An 18,116-nucleotide genomic window follows, 5' to 3' on the forward strand; every position below is an offset into this window, starting at 1 on the left:
AAGACGGCGCCCAAAAGGGGGAGAGAATGTTCGACCTTACTGGCAAGATTGCACTCGTAACCGGCGCCACCGGCGGCATCGGCGCCGGAATTGCCATTGCCCTGCACAAGCAGGGTGCGATCGTGGCGCTGTCGGGCACCCGCCAGGCTGTGCTTGAGGAACTCGCCGCCAAACTCGGCGAACGCGCCCATGTCTTTGCCTGCAACCTGGCCGACAAGCAGCAGGTCGAGGCGCTCGTTCCCAGCGTCGAGGCCAAGCTCGGCCAGGTCGACATCCTGGTCAACAATGCCGGCTTCACGCGCGACGGATTGATCATGCGCATGAAGGACGAGGATTGGGACGACGTCATCGCCGTCAACCTGACGGCAAGTTTCCGCCTCGCCCGTTCGGCCGTGAAGGGTATGTTGAAGCGCCGCAACGGCCGCATCATCAACATCGCTTCGCTTTCGGGCGTGATCGGAAATGCGGGCCAGACCAATTACGCCGCTTCCAAGGCCGGTCTCGTCGGCATGTCGAAGTCGCTAGCTCAGGAAGTCGCCACGCGAGGCATCACCGTCAATTGCATCGCCCCAGGCTTCATCGAGACGGCCATGACGGATGTGCTTAACGAGAAGCTGATGGAAACGATCCTTGCCACGGTCCCGGTCCGCCGGCTCGGCCATGTCGATGAGATTGCCGCCGCCGTCGTTTACCTTGCTTCGGTGGAGGCGAGTTACACCACCGGCCAAACGCTGAATATTAACGGCGGAATGGCAATGATTTGAATGGGTTACAGCAAGATCCCATGCTGGTTTCCAGTGTAGGGCTGCCCGCTGGCAATGGCATTTGAAGTGTGTTAATCACCGCCAAGGGGCATTCCGATGGCTCCTGCGAATGTGATTGTCCGGGAAGCTGGACGGCCGGTCGAAGGACCGGCCCCGGTACTCAGAACCAATCAAACACCGACCGTCTTATCGACGGCAGGAAAAAATAGCCGTCAGGCAGTCTTGGTTTATCAAAGGAACAAAAAATGAGCGATATCGCAGACCGCGTGAAGAAGATCGTGGTTGAGCACCTCGGCGTCGATCCGGACAAGGTCACCGAGAATGCGAGCTTCATCGACGATCTTGGCGCCGACTCGCTCGATACGGTTGAGCTGGTTATGGCTTTCGAAGAAGAATTCAACTGCGAGATCCCCGACGACGCCGCCGAGACGATTCTCACGGTCGGCGATGCCGTGAAGTTCCTGACCAAGGCAACCGCCTGAGCCTGTAGCCGGGGACCATGTCTCCCCGGCACACCATCAGGGGGCAAGCGGGGCAAGAATGTTTCGCAGCCCGGGGCCACGAAGTTCCGGGCAGTTTGCGGTCAGTGGGGGGTGAGTAGCCGGGGAGCGCCATTTCCCCGGCCTTTGGAGGTTAAATGAGGCGCGTTGTCGTAACTGGTCTCGGCATGGTCGGCCCCACGGGTGGCAATGTCGAAACATCCTGGGCCAACCTTATCGCCGGCAAGAGCGGCGTGGTGAAGATCGATCGGTTCGAGACGGCCGATCTCAAGGCCCGGATCGCCGGCCTGCTTCCGCATGGCGACGGCACCAACGGTACCTATAATCCGGACCAGTGGATGGAACCGAAGGAGCAGCGCAAGGTCGATGACTTCATCGTCTTCGCCATGGCGGCAGCCACCCAGGCTCTTGACGACGCCAATTGGCATCCGGCATCCAAGGAGGACCAGGAGCAGACTGGCGTACTCATCGGCTCGGGTATCGGCGGCCTGCAGGGCATCGAAGATGCTTCGCTCACCCTGCACGACCGCGGCCCCAGCCGCATCTCTCCTTTCTTCATTCCTGGGCGCCTGATCAACCTCGCCGGCGGCCAGGTCTCGATCCGCCATGGCCTCAAGGGTCCGAACCATGCGGTGGTCACTGCCTGCTCGACCGGCGCGCACGCCATCGGTGATGCCTCGCGCCTGATTGGGCTCGGCGATGCCGATGTCATGGTGGCCGGCGGCACGGAGTCGCCGGTCTGTCGTCTGGCGCTGGCCGGCTTTGCCGCTTGCCGCGCTTTGTCGACCTCCTTCAACGAGGAGCCGATCCGCGCTTCGCGTCCCTATGACCGTGACCGCGATGGTTTCGTCATGGGCGAGGGCGCCGGCTGCGTCGTGCTCGAGGAGTATGAGCACGCCAAGGCTCGCGGCGCCAAGATCTACGCCGAAGTCATCGGTTATGGCCTGTCGGGTGATGCCTATCACATCACCGCCCCTTCCGAGGACGGCGATGGCGCCTATCGCTCCATGCAGATGGCGGTGAAACGAGCCGGCATCTCGGTGGGCGATATCGACTATATCAACGCCCATGGTACCTCGACCATGGCCGACACCATCGAGCTTGGCGCCGTGGAGCGCCTGCTCGGCAATGCTGCTGGGAAGGCCTCGATGTCCTCCACCAAATCGGCTACGGGGCATTTGCTCGGCGCGGCCGGCGCCATCGAGGCGATCTTCTCGATCCTGGCCCTCCGCGACCAGATCGTCCCGCCGACGCTCAACCTCGAAAATCCCGAGGTCGAGACGCCGATCGATCTGGTGCCCCTGACTGCGCGCAAGCGCGATGTGAACGTGGTCCTGTCCAATTCCTTCGGATTTGGCGGTACCAATGCCTCGATCATCCTGCGCAAAGTCAACTGACCCCCGGAGCAAAACGCGTTTGAACGGGAACGCTGTTTTGCTTCAACTCTCTGTTTCGGCGCGTTTTTTGGTGCTGGGCGATTCCGTTGGACCACAAGACGTCAAAGCGCCTTTAGTCACCTCCGGTGTGCCGGGAGTGCTACTGTCTTGAGGCTGGCCGGCATTTTCGCCATATTCGCGAGGCATGCCGTTCATCATAATGTTTGAATCGCTTATCGATCCGTTTGATTCGGAAGGCGATTTTGTGTTCCTGTTTTGAAGCATCCTTGCCGAGGCAGGCTGGTGTTCCGGCGTACCGCAAATCCGATCGACGATCCGGGCGGCCGCCACCAGCTGTGTGGCCGGCTCGAGGATGCCCAAGCATCTTGCGATTTGACGGAAATCGCAAGATGCGTCGGAACAAAGAGTTAGAGCAAATGGCGTTTTCGCTAGAACGCGTTTTGCTCTAGGGCGGACGAGGTTTTCATGGTTGACAATCGCGACGATTCGGGGCTGCCGAACGAACGCTCACGCTCCTTCGGGAGGGGCAGCCCGGGCGGGCGCGGATCACGCAACATGATCCAGCCCGATGCCGTCGCCAAGCCGCCGAGCCGCTCGAGGTCAGTGCGCAATCCGTTCATCGTTGCCGGCAACGCGATCTTCGTCATCCTCATGCTGCTGGCTATCGGCGGCTATTTCGGCCTGCGCCAGTTCACAAGTCCCGGACCGTTGACGGCGGCCAAGACGGTTTACGTGCCCAAGGGCAGTGGCCGCGACGAGATCGCCGACACTCTTGAGCGCGAAGGGGTCATCAGCGGGGCGACGACCTTTACCAGCGGCATCCTCCTGCTTGGCCGAGGCAAGGACCTCAGGGCGGGCGAATATGCCTTCCAGCCGAACGTCTCCATGTATGACGTCATGAAGACCATGCTGGAAGGCAAGGTCATCCAGCACTCCCTCACCATTCCCGAAGGACTGACCAGCCAGGCTATCATCGACAAGCTCAACCAGGACGACCTACTCACCGGCGATGCACCGCCGGTACCGCCGGAGGGCTCGCTGCTGCCTGACACCTATAATTATGAGCGGGGCACCACTCGCTCGGCCATGGTGCGCCGGATGCAGGACGAGCAGAAGCAGATGGTCGAGGAGATCTGGAAGCAGCGCGCGCCCAATCTCCCGCTGAAGAGCCCCGCCGAGATGGTGACGCTCGCCTCCATTGTGGAGAAGGAGACCGGCCAGGCCGATGAGCGTCCGCATGTCGCCAGCGTCTTCATCAACCGCCTGCTGAAGAATATGCGCCTGCAGTCCGACCCGACCGTGATCTACGGCATGGTCGGCGGCAAGGGCAAGCTGGACTCGACGCAGAAGATCGATACGAGCTGGAAGAGCCCCTTCAACACTTATATGAATGCCGGCCTGCCGCCGTCGCCGATTGCCAATCCCGGCCGCGCGGCGATGGAGGCCGCGGCTTCTCCGCTTGCGACCAAGGATCTCTATTTCGTGGCTGACGGCAGCGGCGGGCATGCCTTTGCCGCCACGCTGGACGAGCACAATAAGAATGTGGCGCGCTGGCGCCAGCTTCAGCAGCAGGGCGGCGATGCGACGCCGGCGCCCGTTGCCGATCCGCCGGCAACGCCGGCACCGGCCGCAGCTCCGGCGCCTGCCGCCGTTCCCGCGCCGGTTGGCCCGGCTGCCGCCACCGCTCCTGCCGCGCCCCCGCCAGCCGTGCCCGCCCAGAATGCCGCCGCACCGGCGGCTGCGCCCGCCAAGCCTTGCAAGAAGGGCAACAAGAAGTGCAAGCAACAGGCAACCCAGCAGCCGCCCGCGGCTGTACCTGAGGCTGCTCCTGCGCCGGCCCCGGAGGCTGCTGTGCCCGCCGCACCGCCGGTCGCGCCCGTCCCCGCGCCCACGGCCAATGCTCCCGCTCCGGCTGCCCCTGATGCAGCCTCGGGCACGCCGACCGCGACACCCGACCAGCAAGCCCAGCACAAGAAGGGTGCCTTTGACGATCCGGTGGCTAATACCCCGCATGATCCGCTGCTCGACAAGACCTTCGACCTGAACTCTCCACAGAGCGTGCAGTGAGGCCGCAAGCCCCGGCTTGAGTGCTGCCCGTCGGGGCTCTATCGTTTCGGAAGGCCCTGCCTCTCGCTCGAGTGGGGTCCACAGATCTCAGTGCCGGTGACCGCAGCCGGGCAGGATGCAGCATATGTCCGTGACCAGCATGACCGGCTTTGCCCGGGTGGAAGGGCACACCGGCGCAAATCGCTGGGCGTGGGAAATCAAGACCGTCAATTCCAAGAGCCTGGATGTACGCTTCCGCCTGCCGCCCGGTATGGACGCGGTGGAGGCGGCAGCGCGTGCCGCGCTGGGAAGTGTCTTTGCCCGTGGCTCCTGCCAGATCGGCCTCTTGGTTAAGCGCGAGGCGGTAGCGCCGGTGGTACGCATCAACCATAGCGTGCTCGACGCCATCGTGATGGCCATGTCCGAAGCCTCGCAGCGAGTGGATGCGGCCGCGCCGCGCCTCGACGGCCTCTTCGCCATCAAGGGTGTGCTGGAGGTCGAGGAGCAGGAGGAGGATGATCAAGGCCGCGCGGCGTTGCAGGCCGCCCTGCTGGAAGGCTTCACCAAGGCGGTGAACGAGTGCGCCGAGATGCGCCAGCGTGAGGGCGCGGCGCTTGCGCGCGTGCTGTTCGGCCGGATCGACGAGATCGAGGCGCTCACCAACGAGGCCGAGATCAATCCGGCCCGTCAGCCTGCAGCGGTGCGCGAGAAGCTGGCGACGCAGGTTGCCTCGCTGCTGGACGTTTCCAAGAGCCTCGACCCCGATCGGCTTCACCAGGAAGCCATCCTGCTCGCCGCGAAGGCCGATATACGCGAAGAACTTGATCGCCTCCACGCGCACATCGGCGCTGCGCGTGATCTTCTCGGCAAGGGCGGGGCGGTCGGCCGCCGGCTCGACTTCCTGGCGCAGGAGTTCAACCGCGAAGTCAACACGCTTTGTTCGAAGGCCAATGACGTCAGCTTGACCGCGACAGGGCTTTCTCTCAAAGCAGTGGTCGAGCAATTCCGCGAACAGGTTCAGAATATCGAATGAGCATGACTGCGTCCGCTCCCCAGCGCCGGGGCCTTCTCCTGATCGTCTCTTCGCCCTCCGGGGCCGGCAAGACCACCCTGACGCGACTGCTGCTGGCGGAAGACAAGGGGATGCATCTGTCGATTTCCGTGACCACCCGCCAACGTCGACCCAGTGAGATCGACGGCGTGCATTATCGTTTCGTCGACGGTGGTACCTTCGAGAATATGCGGGAGCGCGGAGAGCTTCTCGAATCAGCCAAGGTGCACGGGAATTACTACGGCACTCCCGCCGGCCCCGTGGAGGAGGCGCTTGCCGCCGGCCGCGATGTCCTGTTCGACATCGACTGGCAGGGGACCATGCAGATCTACAACAAGATGAGGCCCGATATCGTCTCGGTCTTCGTGCTGCCGCCCTCGCTTGCGGAACTGAAGGCCCGCCTGGAGCGCCGGGCCGAGGATTCGGCCGAGATCATCATGCAGAGGCTGCAGAATGCGCGCGTAGAGATCAGCCACTGGACGAAATATGACTATGTGCTTGTTAATGCCGACCTGCAGACCACCTATGCCAAATTGAAGGAAATCCTCGATGTCGAGCGCATGAAGCGCGCGGACAAGTCGCAGGTCTCGCATCTGGTGGACACGCTGAAGGCAGATCTCGACGCCCTGACGCGGAAGTAGTCAGGGGGAGAGGCGGCATCGCGCCGAGCCGAGGTGCGTGGGGACGGCCGCCCGGGTGCTGCGGCAGTCGCCTGGATCTATTTTGCCAGCATATTGGCAAGCACTACGAAGCTTTCGACCGGCACTTCCTCCGCCCGCATGTCGGGGCGAAGACCCGCGGCTTCCAGGGCCGTCGATAGGTCACCGCCAAGGCTCTTGAGGCTCTGGCGCAGCATCTTTCGGCGCTGGCCGAAGGCAGCCTGCGTCACTCGTTCGAGCGCTGATGGCGTGCAGGGCGTGGGCTCGGGGCGGGGGCGCAGATGCACCACGGAGGATGTCACTTTCGGCGGCGGCACGAAGGCGCTCGGCGGCACGTCGAAGACAATCTGGGCCTGCGTCCGCCAACCGGCCAGCACGCCGAGCCGGCCGTAGGCGTCGTCAGCCTCAGTGGCGACGATGCGCTCGGCCACCTCCTTCTGAAACATCAGGATCATCGCATCGAACCAAGGCGGCCAGGGCTCGGTCTTGAGCCAGCCGATCAGGAGGGGCGTGGCGATATTGTAGGGCAGGTTGGCGGCGATGCGGATAGGGCCCTCAAGCACCCTGATGAGATCGGGCCAGTCGGCCTCCAGCGCATCGCCGGCATGGACAGTCAGGCGTCCGGGATAATGGGCAGCAATCTCGGCAAGCGCCGCCAGACACCGCTCGTCGCGCTCAACCGCCACTACATGCTTCGCCCCGCTCGCCAGCAGCGCGCGTGTCAAGCCGCCGGGTCCGGGGCCGATCTCGATCACGTTGACGCCTTCCAGCGAGCCGCCGGCGCGGGCGATTTTGGCGGTGAGATTGAGGTCGAGCAGGAAGTTTTGGCCAAGCGATTTCTTGGCCATCAGCTCATGCTGGCGGATAACTTCGCGCAGCGGCGGAAGCGTGTCGATCTGAGCCATGGCTTTCAGCGTGAGAGGCGGTCGGCCAGCTTGAGACTGGCAAGGAAACTGGAGGGATTGGCCTTGCCGGTGCCTGCAATGTCGAATGCGGTGCCGTGGTCGGGCGAAGTGCGCACGAAGGGCAGCCCCAGCGTAACATTGACAGCCTCGTCGAAGGCCAGCGCCTTGGCCGGAGCCAGCGCCTGGTCATGATACATGCAGAGCGCCACGTCGTAATTCTGGCGTGCGCGGGCATGGAACATGGTATCGGCGGGCAGGGGCCCCCAGGCATCGATCCCTTCTGCCCTCAGCCTCATGATGGCCGGTGCGACAACGTCGCGATCCTCGCTGCCGAGCGCGCCGTTCTCCCCGGCATGGGGATTGAGCCCCGCCACGGCCAGCCTCGGGGCGGCGATGCCGAAACGGGCCTTGAGGTCGTTGGCGACGACGAGGCCGGTGGCAAAGATCAAGTCTTCCGTCAACGCCGCGGGCACGTCCGCCAGCGGGATATGGATGGTCACCGGCACCACGGCGACCGTCTCCGACCAGATCATCATCACCGGTTCGGTCGGCCGGTTCCAGAAGCGCCGGCCGAGTTCGCCGAGGAACTCGGTGTGGCCAGGGTGCCGGAAACCGGCGCGATAGAGCACATCCTTCATGATCGGCGCCGTGACCATGGCGCGGGCCCGGCCCAGCCGGATCGCCTCAGCGGCGCGTTCGATGGCCTCGATCACCGCGGCGGCGCCGGCGACATCCGGCTGGCCCGCCCTGTCCGGCGCTCTGCTACCAAGAGGCACGACCGGCAGGCCCTTTTCAAAGGCATGACCTGCGCCTGCTTCGTCAGTTTCCATGATGGTCACATCGAGGCCGATTTGGCGCGCCCGGGCAGCGAGCAAGGCAGGATCGGCATAGGCGAAGAAGGGAGCAGCAAGTGTACGGCCGGCAGCTGCCAGAAGGATCAGTTCAGGGCCAATGCCGGCCGGCTCCCCCATGGTGAGGGCGATCGGGAGCAGGGTTTGATTGTCATGCGGCACGGCAAAGACCCATTGGTGGAGGCATTCAAAGAGATGCTGTAGCCTGTCTCACCCAGCCTGTCTTGGCGATATCGCTCCGTCGGTGCGCATAAAAGCAGATGCCCGAGGCATACCCCGGGCATTGTCTGCAATTGCGAGAGCCGACAGCGTCCTCAATAGGTGCTGCCTCCGGTCAGGTTTCCGTCCGTATCGGTGAAGGCACTCGACTTGGTGACATTGGCACTGGTGAAGCCATCGTTCCACACCTTGTCGGCGAATTCCTTCGGATTGCCGCTCACACCGAGGCCGCGCAGTTGGAGCTGGACCTGTACCGTGGTGTCGTATTTGAACGCGGTGGTGTCATAGTCACGCTGCAGGCTCATGCCGAAAGCGATGCAGGCGTCGACATAGGTCAATCCCACAAAGCTGGTCGAGAAGCGCTTCGTCTTCATGTCGTATTGCGCGCCGGCACTGGCGATCCAATTCTCCGTGACTTTCCAGGCGGCCGTGCCGTTGAGACCCTCCCGCTTTTCGAGGCCGAGCAGGGGCTGGGCATCGTAGCTAGCATAGGTGATGTCGGTCTTCAAATTGCCGATCGTACCGATCGCGCCGACCTCGAAAGCCTTCATGTCCCAGGTCTTTTCGTTGAAGCGCGCATCGGTCAGGACAGCGAAATTATTGACCGGCTGCAGATAAATGCGACCAACATAGTCAGACTTATTGGTGTCCAGGCCTGATTGAAGGCCGGTGTTGGCCATGTCCGGATCCTTGTACGGATTGGTTCCGCCGAAGGAGTAGGACTGGCCAAACAGGGCGTTGTAATAGCCGCCGCCATTGGTGGTCAGCGAATATTGGAAGCCGGCATTGATGCGCGAACCATCCTCGACACGGTCATAGCCGGAGTACTTGTCCCAGGCAAAGAGATTGGAGTCGTCGAAGATCAGGCTCTGGGCATCCTCGTTGGGGAAGGAGCCGGTCTGCGCCGCCTTGGGCCGCAGGATTATCTGGGCGATTGGCTCGAAAATCTGCGTTCCCCAGTCCGACTGCGAGATGAAGGGGTAGCGGTAGTCGAGGCCGATGGCTGGGAGGACCCGGGTGGCCGTGTCGCTGCCGTTGCCGACGAATTGCTGGTTGGTCGGATCATCGAGGCGCGTGAAGCCCAGGTCACCGCGGACATAGGTGAAGGGCGTCCATTGCTCGCCCCAACTGTCCGTGATGGTCTTCTTCCAATAGAGGTTCATCGATGCCCGCGCATAATTGCCGTCGATGCCGCGCAACAGGCAGTTGCTTCGGGTGATCGGGGTGCTCGCGTCGCAAATCTGGCCGACAATATTGTCATAGGCCGACTGCTGTCGCGTCAGGTTGGTGAAATTGAAGTTCCAGCCGACCTCGCCGCCAAGAACCGGATGATTGACCACATAGTCGTAGTCCAGCACCGGCAGCACTGTGGGCAACTGCTTCTGGACGTCGACGGATGTCAGCCCCTGGAAGTAGTAGCCGCGCAGGTCGAACCAGGACTTGTCGCCGGAACCCGTCAGATAGAGCGTCGATGTTGCGGTGACCTGCCCGCGCAAATTGTCGAACCTGTAATCACGCCAATAAAATTTGTCGGTGAGCGCATTCACGTCCCAACCGAAGCGCCATTTGTCGCTCAGCCAGAACTCGCCCTGGGTCGAGACCGAGCCGCGGAAATCGGGAGTGCCGATGTTCTCATTGGCGAACTTGTCTGGATTGGCCAGGAACGCGCCGGAGGCCAGGATCGAGTAGCTGCCATTGAGCAGGCGATGACGCCATTCGATCTGTCCCGTCGGGCCCTGGGAAGTTGTGAAGCCTGGCGTCAGAGTCAGGTCGTAGTTGGGAGCGAGGTCGAAGAAATAGGGCGCTTCGAAGCCATAGCCGAGATCGGAGGTGTGGAAATAGCGTGGCGACACGAAGCCAGACTTTCGCGTCACCGAGGGATCGGGGCTCGACATATAGGGCAGATAGGCGATCGGCAGGCCGAAGACTTCGAAGTAGGCGTCTTCGAAGTACAGCATCTTCTCCTGCTCGTTGTGGATCACCTTCATGGCCTTGACCTGCCACAAGGGCGGCTTCGCGGGATTGTCCTTGCAGGGTTCGCAGGCGGTATAGACGCCATTCTGGAACACTGTGACATTGCCGTCGGTACGTTCGGCGCGGTTGGCGGCGATGCGTGTTTCATCCGGGGTCAGCATCCGCAGCGAATTGATGAAGCCGTCCTTGAAATCATCCGTCAGGTCGAAATCATCGGCATGAGTGACGGTACCGTCGGCCTCGGTGATGACGACATTGCCATAGGCGTGCACGCGATTGGACTTGCGGTCATAGACCACGCGGTCGGCCTGCAGGGCACGGCCACTGTAATAGATCTGCACCGAACCTACGGCCGTGACAACGTCCTTGTCCTGGTCGTACTGCATCTCCCTGGCCTTGAGGACCATGTTGGGCTTCTTGCCATTGTCATTTTCGGTGGTCGGGCTGAGACCCCCGAGCAGGCTCTGGGCCGGAGCGGGCGAGGGCGCAAGCGCCAAGGAGAGCGCTACCACGGCAACAGTGGTACACAATACATTCCTGAGGAAGTGGCGAGCTGATACGCGCATCAGCCATCCTCCTGGTTAAGCAACACAGTAAATCCGATCAGAACGCCAACAACAGCCGGAGTCCAGGCAGCAGCGGCTGGGTCGACCAGCCCCGCTACTCCTAGATCCCTGGCCATTTTAGTTACCACATACAACACGAACCCAGCCCCGATACCACTCAACACCATAACGCCGATACCGCCCAGGCGGGCAAATCGCAGCGAAACGGTGGCTGCGATCAGCACCATCGCCACGAGCAGCATGGGGCGAGCCAGAAGTACCTGATATTGCAACCGGTAGTCATTTGCTTCAAGCCCTGCGGCGCCCTGCTGTGCGATTGCTGACGGGAGTCTCCAGAAAGACACGCTGTCCGCTTCCACCGCAAAATTCTGGTCCACTTGGGCCTTGGTCAAAAGTGTAGGAAAATCAAGAGTTTCCATGGATTGGGGCTCTTGATTGGGTACGAATTCCCTTACTTTCGACAGATGCCAGACGCGCTTGTCAAGTTTCGCCGTATCGGCTTCCAAACGTTTGGTAAATCGATTGTCAAGGTCGAAAGCATAGATCGTCACTCCCGACAGGGTGCCATCGTCGGCATTTTCGGCCAGGGCATGGATCACGGCCTGGCCATCCTTCGAACGTTGGCGGATCCAGAAGACCTTGTCGGAGTCACCCTCTTGGCGCGCTCCGAACACCTTGGCGTCAAGAACGTCGCTGCGGGCCTTGAGGGTCGCCGAGATCGGATTGAAACCGACGGCGGCAAGGGCACCGAGCACGATTGCGCAGACCAGCGGAGGAAGCAGGAACTGCCAGACCGACAGACCGGCGGCGCGCATCACCACCAGTTCGAGGCGCAGGCTCAGATTGACGAAACAGATGATGGCGCCGAACAGGAAGACGAAAGGCAGTGTCTGCTCGATGACAGAGGGGGTGCGCAGGAGCGAGATCGCGGCGATGGAGGTGATCGAGACGTGCGGCATATCGCCGGCCCGCCGCGTGGTGTCGGCGAAGTCCAGCAGGAAGATCATCACGAACAGGAAGGCGAGCACGCCGAAGATCGCGGCGAGGAAGCGCCTCGACAGATAGCGCCCGAGAGTCGAGACCAGGATCATGCGCGCGCCGCCCGGCTGGTGAGGCGGCTTGTGACGTCACTGAACCAGTCCATCAGGCCGCGCGGCACCGAGAGGCGGATCCAGCCCAGGACGACGCAGAGGCAGAAGACAGAAGTCAGGATCGGCACACCGAAGGCGATATAGACACCGCTCGTCGAATGGACGCTGAGGCTTTGGGTCGCGATGAAGCCGATGATGCGCACCACCAGCACACCGAGAATGGCAAAGACGCTGGCGCTGGCGCGGCTCTGGCGCGTGGTGCGGGCCTGTCCCAGGGCGGCGAGGGCAATGAATATGAAAGCGATCGGATAGAGTGGCGCCGTGAAGCGGTCGACGAGTTCACCGCGAATGCGGCCCATCTCGACCACGCTCTTCACATCGGCGAGTTTGGTGTTCCAGAGCTCATCCGTGTAGCGATCACGCGGCTTGAAATTGACGGTGTCGTTATCGTCATTGGCAAGCTGCGACAGATCGAACTGATATTGATCGAAGGTGACGATCGAGGCGTTGGAGGCGTTGCCGCCTTCGTGTTGCTGGAGCGAGCCGTTGTTGAGGACGAGGATCAGGCCGGTGGGGGAATCGACCACCTTGCCGGTCTCGGCGATATAGGTGATCGTCTTGTTCTTGTCGCGCGCATCCTGCACGAAGATGCCGAGCAGCGTGCCGTCCGACTGGCGCTCGCGGATGTGGAAGGTATAGCCGCGCAGGGTGGTGAACTGGCCTTCCTTGAGAAAGTGCTGCACCACGTCGGCGGCGGCGGCCACGCGCCAATTCGTCAGCTCATGCTGGCTCGCCGGCTGCCCATAGAGCGTGATCGCCGCGATGCCGGCGGCGGCCAGTGCTGCGATGCCGGCAAAGGGCGTGATCAGGCGGGCGGGCGAATAGCCGGCGGCATTGAGCACCACCAGCTCCGAGCCGGCATTCAGGCGCTGGAGCAGCCAGATCGCCGCAACGAAGACGGCAAGGGGGGCGACGACCACCATCAGCGCGGGCAGGGCGAGCGAGCTTATCGCGAGGAAGACCAGCACGGACTGGCCTTGCGCCGTCATGACGTTGAACTCGCGCAGGGCGCCGACCATCCAGGCCAGGAGCGTCAGCACGACGAGACAGACCAGAAACGCAAAGCCGAACTGCCTGGCGATATATCGGCTGACGAGATTCATAGACCCCTCGGGACTCCGGACCGGGTTTTGTAGCCTCGTGCTAGGATGCGCGCGAGACGTTTGTGTGGCGAGGCCGGTGTTGCGAACTGATTGTTGTAGACATGGTTACGGATTGACATGCAAAAGTTCCAACAACCCGTCAATCCGACGGCACCTTTTTGACATAGGCATGGAATATGGTTTCCGAATTGAAACTGTCGTTTTCGAAATTTGAAAAGATTGCCGACGGTATCGCCGTCATCTTCACCAATGCTGATCTGGCTGTCTCCGCCGAGACTGAGGCTGCTCTACCGGGTGTTGAGAGCGTGGTCAAACGTGCGGCTGCCGCGGACAATTTCAAGGGGTCCGCACTCGCTTCGCTCGACATTCTCGCTCCGGCCGATCTGCCGGTGGCTCGTCTCATCGTCGTTTCCCTCGGCAAGGTGGAGGAGATCGCCACGACGGACTGGGTGAAAACGGGTGGCAGCGTGCTCGGTAAACTGCCCGCTTCGGCCAAATCCGCCACGGTGGTGCTGGACCTGCCGGGCACCTCCATCTCTGCCGACCAGGCCGCGGATTTTTCGCTAGGGGCGCGGCTGCGGGCCTATGGTTTCGAGCGCTACAAGACCAAGAAGAAGGACGACAAGGCAGCCAAGAGCCTTGCGGTTACCATCTTCTGCGGACATGACAGCCATGCAAAAAAAGCGGGCAAGGCGCGTGATGCGATCGCCGAGGGTGTCAACCTCGCCCGCGATCTCGTCAACGAGCCACCGAACGTGCTCTTTCCGGAGGAGTTTGCCAAGCGCGCCTCCACCTTGTCGGAACTCGGGATCGAAATCGAGGTCCTTGACGAGAAAACCATGAAGAAGCTCGGCATGGGAGCTCTGCTCGGCGTCGGCCAGGGGTCGAGGCATGAGAGCCGCCTCGTCGTCATGCGCTGGAACGGGGCCAAGGATGCCGATGCCAAGCCTATCGCCTTCGTCGGCAAGGGCGTCACCTTCGACACTGGAGGCATCTCGATCAAGCCGGCGGCGAACATGGAAGACATGAAGGGCGATATGGGCGGGGCTGCCTGTGTCGTCGGCCTCATGCACGCCCTGGCTACCCGCAAGGCCAAAGTCAACGTCATCGGCGCCATCGGCATCGTCGAGAATATGCCCGATGGCAATGCCCAGCGCCCCGGCGATATCGTGACCTCGATGTCCGGCCAGACTATCGAGATCATCAACACGGACGCCGAAGGCCGCCTCGTGCTGGCCGACGTGCTCTGGTATGTGCAGGACAAGTACAAGCCGCAATTCATGGTGAATCTGGCCACGCTTACCGGCGCTATCATGGTGGCGCTCGGCCAGGAACATGCCGGCCTTTTCTCGAACAACGACGAATTGGCGACACGTCTCCACGCGGCCGGCCAGGCGACGGGCGAACGCGTCTGGCGCATGCCGCTCGGAGCCGAATATGACAAGCTGATCGATTCGCGGTTCGCCGACATGAAGAACACCGGCGGGCGCAACGGTGGCTCGATCACGGCGGCGCAGTTCCTGCAGCGCTTCGTCAACGATACGCCCTGGGCGCATCTCGACATCGCGGGCACGGCCGTAAGCGCACCGTCCACCGAGACCAATCGCAGTTGGGGCTCGGGCTGGGGCGTTCGCCTGCTCGATCGCCTCGTTGGGGAGCATTACGAGGGGTGAGCATCACGCTGTTCGGCACGCCGGAGAGCGTCTATGTCCGGATCGTGAGGCTGATTCTCGAGTTCAAGAAGCTCGACCATGTCTTTGTGATGGCCGATGTTTTCGAAGATCGCGGGCTGCCGGCGGATTATGAGGCAAGGCATCCTTTCCGGCGCATCCCGAGCATCGAGATCGATGGTGTCAGCCTCTACGAGACGGATGCCATTGCCCACTATCTCGACGCGGTCTTCCCCCATCCCGCCATGATCCCGCCGGATCCGCTGGAGGCCGCGCGCATGCGTCAGATCATGCGGGTGGTCGATGCCTATGCCTATCGGGCCCTGGTTTGGGATATCTATGTGCCGCAATGGTGGCGCGAAGGCGCAGAACCGGGTCCGGAGGCGCTGGCCGCCGGCCGGCACGTGCTGCTCGCCCTGGAGGCGCTGATGACGCCGGCGTTCCGCGCTTCGCCGCCCACGCTCGGCTCGTGTTATCTTGCCGCCGTGCTTGCCATGACGGACAGTGTCGTTCCCGGCGCCGGACTGATCGACCAGGTCCCCGCGCTGAGGTTGTGGTGGAACGACATTCGGGAAGGGTCGCTCATGATCGCCACGCGTTCGGACGAGAGCCTCTATTGAGGAAGGGTGGGATGACCGAATTGCTCTTCTACCACCTGCAGCGCGCGCCGCTCGACAAGGTGCTGCCCGGGCTGCTCGAAAAGTCGCTCCAGCGCGGCTGGCGCTGCGCCGTGCAGGGCTCGCCCGAGCGCCTGCGCGCGCTTGACGACACGCTCTGGACCTATGGAGAGGAGACCTTCCTGCCGCATGGGCTGGAGAGTGACGATGGTCCGAACCAGCCGATCGTGCTTGTGAGCCACGAAGGCAATCCCAATGCCTCGGCCATCCGCTTCCTGATCGACGGTGCACCGCTGCCTCCGGATGCGGCCGGTTATGAGCGCATCGTGCTCCTGTTCGATGGCAATGACGCCGACGCCGTGCAGGACGCCCGCGAGCATTGGAAGCAAGCCAAGTCATTGGGCTTCAGCGCCACCTATTGGCAGCAGAGCGACGAAGGCCGCTGGGAGAAAAAGGCCTAGCGCTGCCTGCGGGCTACCCCTTCAACTGCGCCAGCACGCCGGCGATATCGCCCATGCCCCAATGTTCGACGATCTTGCCGCTTTCCACCCGGAAGATGTCGCAGGAGGTGAAGCGCAGCGTCTTGCCTGTCGGTGCAACGCCGAAATAGGGACCCTGATGGGTGCCGGTATAGACGAAGCTTGCCGCGGTCTTGTCGTCACCGGTCACCTGCGCCTCGATGGTGACCTTGAGATCCGGCATGCCGATAAGGCGGGCTTTGAAGAAAGCGACCGTGCCCTGCTTTGGTGTGAGATTGCCGGGCGGAGGCGCGGCCGCACTGCGCTGATGGTTGACGTAACCATCGGCAAAGAGGGCTGCGAAGCTCTCGATGTCATGTGCGCTCAGCCGGGCCGCGAAGTCATCAGCGACGGAGCCGGAGCCGGCGTGCACCTTTGTCGCTGCTATGCCGCTCGCCAACAGTGCCCCGCCAATGATGATCTGCCTTCGTGCGCGATCCATACCCTTCCTCCCATGTGCCGGACGGCCATTGCACCAGCATGCGGTCACACCGGAATGGCGAGATACCGATGACATATGGCGTTTCAAACCCCAAGCCCGTCCGCACACACGCGCGGAGCTGGAAGGGTTTTCAAACGCCATGCACGTTGGACAGCGCGGCAATGTCGCTAGGCCGGGAGGGGCCTTAACTCGCCGTCTGCGGCCGTTCCACCGCCGGATCATGTCCGAGCACCAGCACGATCACCGCGCCGACGATGGCGCAACAAGCCAGGAACAACAGGCCGGCCGAGTCGCTGTGAGTTGTGTCCCGGAGCCACCCGAAGGCCTGGGGGCCAAAGTAACCGCCGAGATTGCCGATGGAATTCACGGCAGCGATACCAGCGGCCGCGCCCGTCCCCGAGAGGAAGGTCGTGGGCAGGGTCCAGAACACCGGCAGCACGGCGAAGAAGCCGAAGCCGGCAATGCACAGGCTGGCCATCTTCAATGCCGGCGTCGGCGCTGCCGCGGCGAGCGCCAGCCCGGCGACGATGGCGCCCAACGCGATGACGGTGTGCCATTTGCGCTCCGCCACCCGGTCGGAATGGCGGCTCCACAGGATCATGCCGATCGCGCCAACGGCATAGGGAAGTGCGTTGATGAAGCCGATTTCGACATTGCTGAGCTGCCCGAAGCCACCGACGATCTGTGGCAGGAAGAAACTGAGACCGTATTGCGGGATGTTGCAGCCCATATAGACCACGCCGAGCGCGAGGACGCGGGGATCGAGCATCGAACTCAGCCAGGACATGTGGCCGTGGCGCTCGCGGTTGGCCCGCTCGGCGTCGAGGCGCTCCTGCAGCCATTGCGCCTCTTGCGGCTCAAGCCACTGTGCGTCGCGAGGGCGGTCCGTGAGGTAATAAAGTACGGCAAGTGTCATCAGGATGGCGGGCACCGCCTCGATCAGGAACATCCACTGCCAGCCATGCAGCCCCCAGGCGCCGTCGAGGTTGAGGATGAAGCCTGAGATGGGGGAGCCGATTACCGTCGAGATCGGGATGGCGAACATGAACCAGCCGATGATCCGGGCACGGTAGGCCGCTGGGAACCAGAGGGTGAGGAAGAAGATCACGCCGGGGAAGAAACCCGCTTCGGCCACGCCCAGCAAAAGGCGGATGACATAGAGGCTGGTCTGTCCCACCACGAAGGCCTGCGCGCCAGCAACCAGTCCCCAGGTCAGCATGATGCGGGCGATCCACAATCGCGCCCCGTAGCGGTCGAGCGCCAGGTTGCTCGGCACCTCGAAGAAGAAATAGGCGATGAAGAAGATGCCGGCGGCTCCGCCGAATGCAGCCGCCGAGAGGTCGAGGTCGGTCCGCATCGAGGCGCCGGCGAAACCGATATTCACTCGGTCAAGATAGGCGATGAAATAACAAAGTATCAAAAAGGGAACGAGGCGCCAGGTGACTTTGTCCATGGTGCGTTTTTCGATCTCGGGCATAGCGTTCCTCCGTGTTTGTTATGATATTTGGTTGCTATGGATGCCAGGTTGCAAAGGTCTGGGTTCGAAATCCTTCCTCAAAGGGCAATGCCCGGGGGGCCTGCGCGGCGGAAACCTATGTAGGTCTATTAAAAACCAGGCTCACGGGCTAGCCAAAATTAGGCCTTGCCCGTACGGATACCCGCTTCTTGCGAATGTCAGGAGGC

At 62.4% G+C, this 18,116-nt stretch carries 16 protein-coding genes; 9 read left to right on the plus strand and 7 right to left on the minus strand.

Annotated features, from left to right (window positions below):
- The first annotated feature begins 26 nt into the window (after positions 1–26).
- From fabG to gmk, 6 genes are all read left to right on the plus strand, one after another.
- Positions 27–764, plus strand: a complete 738-nt coding sequence (gene fabG, locus ACMDCR_RS13460) for a 3-oxoacyl-[acyl-carrier-protein] reductase (RefSeq protein ID WP_413993011.1) — start codon at positions 27–29, stop codon at positions 762–764.
- Between the two features lie 245 nt (positions 765–1,009).
- Complete coding sequence (locus ACMDCR_RS13465; protein WP_068287214.1) at positions 1,010–1,246, plus strand: acyl carrier protein; 237 nt, start codon at positions 1,010–1,012, stop codon at positions 1,244–1,246.
- 155 nt (positions 1,247–1,401) lie between these two features.
- Positions 1,402–2,661, plus strand: coding sequence for a beta-ketoacyl-ACP synthase II (gene fabF / locus ACMDCR_RS13470; protein WP_413993012.1), 1,260 nt, complete (start codon positions 1,402–1,404; stop codon positions 2,659–2,661).
- 465 nt (positions 2,662–3,126) lie between these two features.
- A complete protein-coding gene (gene mltG / locus ACMDCR_RS13475) occupies positions 3,127–4,728 on the plus strand; it encodes an endolytic transglycosylase MltG (protein ID WP_413993013.1) in 1,602 nt (533 codons plus the stop codon).
- 124 nt (positions 4,729–4,852) lie between these two features.
- Positions 4,853–5,740 (plus strand): YicC/YloC family endoribonuclease, encoded by an 888-nt coding sequence (locus ACMDCR_RS13480; protein WP_413993014.1) that lies wholly within the window; start codon positions 4,853–4,855, stop codon positions 5,738–5,740.
- Positions 5,737–6,399: a guanylate kinase gene (gene gmk / locus ACMDCR_RS13485; RefSeq protein WP_413993015.1), complete on the plus strand. Its 663-nt coding sequence runs from the start codon at positions 5,737–5,739 to the stop codon at positions 6,397–6,399. The genes ACMDCR_RS13480 and gmk overlap by 4 nt, the downstream gene beginning before the upstream one ends.
- A gap of 77 nt (positions 6,400–6,476) precedes the next feature.
- On the opposite strand, the gene rsmA is transcribed toward gmk, so the two are convergent.
- The 5 genes from rsmA to lptF all read right to left on the minus strand — a co-directional run bounded on the left by rsmA (position 6,477) and on the right by lptF (position 13,186).
- The gene (gene rsmA / locus ACMDCR_RS13490) at positions 6,477–7,322 is read right to left on the minus strand and encodes a 16S rRNA (adenine(1518)-N(6)/adenine(1519)-N(6))-dimethyltransferase RsmA (RefSeq protein ID WP_413993016.1); all 846 of its coding nucleotides are present in this window, start codon (positions 7,320–7,322) and stop codon (positions 6,477–6,479) included.
- 5 nt (positions 7,323–7,327) lie between these two features.
- A complete protein-coding gene (pdxA, locus tag ACMDCR_RS13495; RefSeq protein ID WP_413993611.1) occupies positions 7,328–8,293 on the minus strand; it encodes a 4-hydroxythreonine-4-phosphate dehydrogenase PdxA in 966 nt (321 codons plus the stop codon).
- Positions 8,294–8,487: 194 nt separating this feature from the next.
- Complete coding sequence (locus tag ACMDCR_RS13500) at positions 8,488–10,932, minus strand: LPS-assembly protein LptD (protein ID WP_413993017.1); 2,445 nt, start codon at positions 10,930–10,932, stop codon at positions 8,488–8,490.
- On the minus strand, positions 10,932–12,023 hold the full coding sequence (gene lptG, locus ACMDCR_RS13505; protein ID WP_413993018.1) for an LPS export ABC transporter permease LptG: 1,092 nt from the start codon (positions 12,021–12,023) through the stop codon (positions 10,932–10,934). The genes ACMDCR_RS13500 and lptG overlap by 1 nt, the downstream gene beginning before the upstream one ends.
- Positions 12,020–13,186: an LPS export ABC transporter permease LptF gene (gene lptF, locus ACMDCR_RS13510; protein WP_413993019.1), complete on the minus strand. Its 1,167-nt coding sequence runs from the start codon at positions 13,184–13,186 to the stop codon at positions 12,020–12,022. The genes lptG and lptF overlap by 4 nt, the downstream gene beginning before the upstream one ends.
- Positions 13,187–13,362: 176 nt before the next feature.
- Here lptF and ACMDCR_RS13515 point away from each other — a divergent pair, with 176 nt between their 5' ends.
- From ACMDCR_RS13515 to ACMDCR_RS13525, 3 genes are read left to right on the plus strand one after another with little or no spacing between them, the layout of a single operon-like run.
- Positions 13,363–14,859: a leucyl aminopeptidase gene (locus ACMDCR_RS13515; protein WP_413993020.1), complete on the plus strand. Its 1,497-nt coding sequence runs from the start codon at positions 13,363–13,365 to the stop codon at positions 14,857–14,859.
- Complete coding sequence (locus ACMDCR_RS13520; protein ID WP_413993021.1) at positions 14,856–15,476, plus strand: glutathione S-transferase family protein; 621 nt, start codon at positions 14,856–14,858, stop codon at positions 15,474–15,476. Before ACMDCR_RS13515 ends, ACMDCR_RS13520 begins: the two co-directional genes overlap by 4 nt.
- Positions 15,477–15,487: 11 nt before the next feature.
- Positions 15,488–15,934, plus strand: a complete 447-nt coding sequence (locus tag ACMDCR_RS13525) for a DNA polymerase III subunit chi (RefSeq protein ID WP_413993022.1) — start codon at positions 15,488–15,490, stop codon at positions 15,932–15,934.
- 13 nt (positions 15,935–15,947) lie between these two features.
- Here the strand turns inward: ACMDCR_RS13525 and ACMDCR_RS13530 are convergent, their stop codons facing one another.
- Positions 15,948–16,433 (minus strand): ester cyclase, encoded by a 486-nt coding sequence (locus ACMDCR_RS13530; RefSeq protein ID WP_413993023.1) that lies wholly within the window; start codon positions 16,431–16,433, stop codon positions 15,948–15,950.
- Between the two features lie 184 nt (positions 16,434–16,617).
- Positions 16,618–17,910, minus strand: coding sequence for an MFS transporter (locus tag ACMDCR_RS13535; protein ID WP_413993024.1), 1,293 nt, complete (start codon positions 17,908–17,910; stop codon positions 16,618–16,620).
- Positions 17,911–18,116 lie beyond the last annotated feature (206 nt).

This window comes from Labrys okinawensis (assembly GCF_047345005.1).
GTDB classification, from domain to species: Bacteria; Pseudomonadota; Alphaproteobacteria; order Rhizobiales; family Labraceae; genus Labrys; species Labrys okinawensis.

What these genes read in the sequence shown, in the direction of transcription:
- fabG (WP_413993011.1), top strand. Translation starts at nt 27, where the DNA reads ATGTTCGACCTTACTGGCAAGATTGCACTCGTAACCGGCGCCACCGGC.
- ACMDCR_RS13465 (WP_068287214.1), top strand. Translation starts at nt 1,010, where the DNA reads ATGAGCGATATCGCAGACCGCGTGAAGAAGATCGTGGTTGAGCACCTC.
- fabF (WP_413993012.1), top strand. Translation starts at nt 1,402, where the DNA reads ATGAGGCGCGTTGTCGTAACTGGTCTCGGCATGGTCGGCCCCACGGGT.
- mltG (WP_413993013.1), top strand. Translation starts at nt 3,127, where the DNA reads ATGGTTGACAATCGCGACGATTCGGGGCTGCCGAACGAACGCTCACGC.
- ACMDCR_RS13480 (WP_413993014.1), top strand. Translation starts at nt 4,853, where the DNA reads ATGTCCGTGACCAGCATGACCGGCTTTGCCCGGGTGGAAGGGCACACC.
- gmk (WP_413993015.1), top strand. Translation starts at nt 5,737, where the DNA reads ATGAGCATGACTGCGTCCGCTCCCCAGCGCCGGGGCCTTCTCCTGATC.
- rsmA (WP_413993016.1), bottom strand. Translation starts at nt 7,322, where the DNA reads ATGGCTCAGATCGACACGCTTCCGCCGCTGCGCGAAGTTATCCGCCAG.
- pdxA (WP_413993611.1), bottom strand. Translation starts at nt 8,293, where the DNA reads ATGGGGGAGCCGGCCGGCATTGGCCCTGAACTGATCCTTCTGGCAGCT.
- ACMDCR_RS13500 (WP_413993017.1), bottom strand. Translation starts at nt 10,932, where the DNA reads ATGCGCGTATCAGCTCGCCACTTCCTCAGGAATGTATTGTGTACCACT.
- lptG (WP_413993018.1), bottom strand. Translation starts at nt 12,023, where the DNA reads ATGATCCTGGTCTCGACTCTCGGGCGCTATCTGTCGAGGCGCTTCCTC.
- lptF (WP_413993019.1), bottom strand. Translation starts at nt 13,186, where the DNA reads ATGAATCTCGTCAGCCGATATATCGCCAGGCAGTTCGGCTTTGCGTTT.
- ACMDCR_RS13515 (WP_413993020.1), top strand. Translation starts at nt 13,363, where the DNA reads ATGGTTTCCGAATTGAAACTGTCGTTTTCGAAATTTGAAAAGATTGCC.
- ACMDCR_RS13525 (WP_413993022.1), top strand. Translation starts at nt 15,488, where the DNA reads ATGACCGAATTGCTCTTCTACCACCTGCAGCGCGCGCCGCTCGACAAG.
- ACMDCR_RS13530 (WP_413993023.1), bottom strand. Translation starts at nt 16,433, where the DNA reads ATGGATCGCGCACGAAGGCAGATCATCATTGGCGGGGCACTGTTGGCG.
- ACMDCR_RS13535 (WP_413993024.1), bottom strand. Translation starts at nt 17,910, where the DNA reads ATGCCCGAGATCGAAAAACGCACCATGGACAAAGTCACCTGGCGCCTC.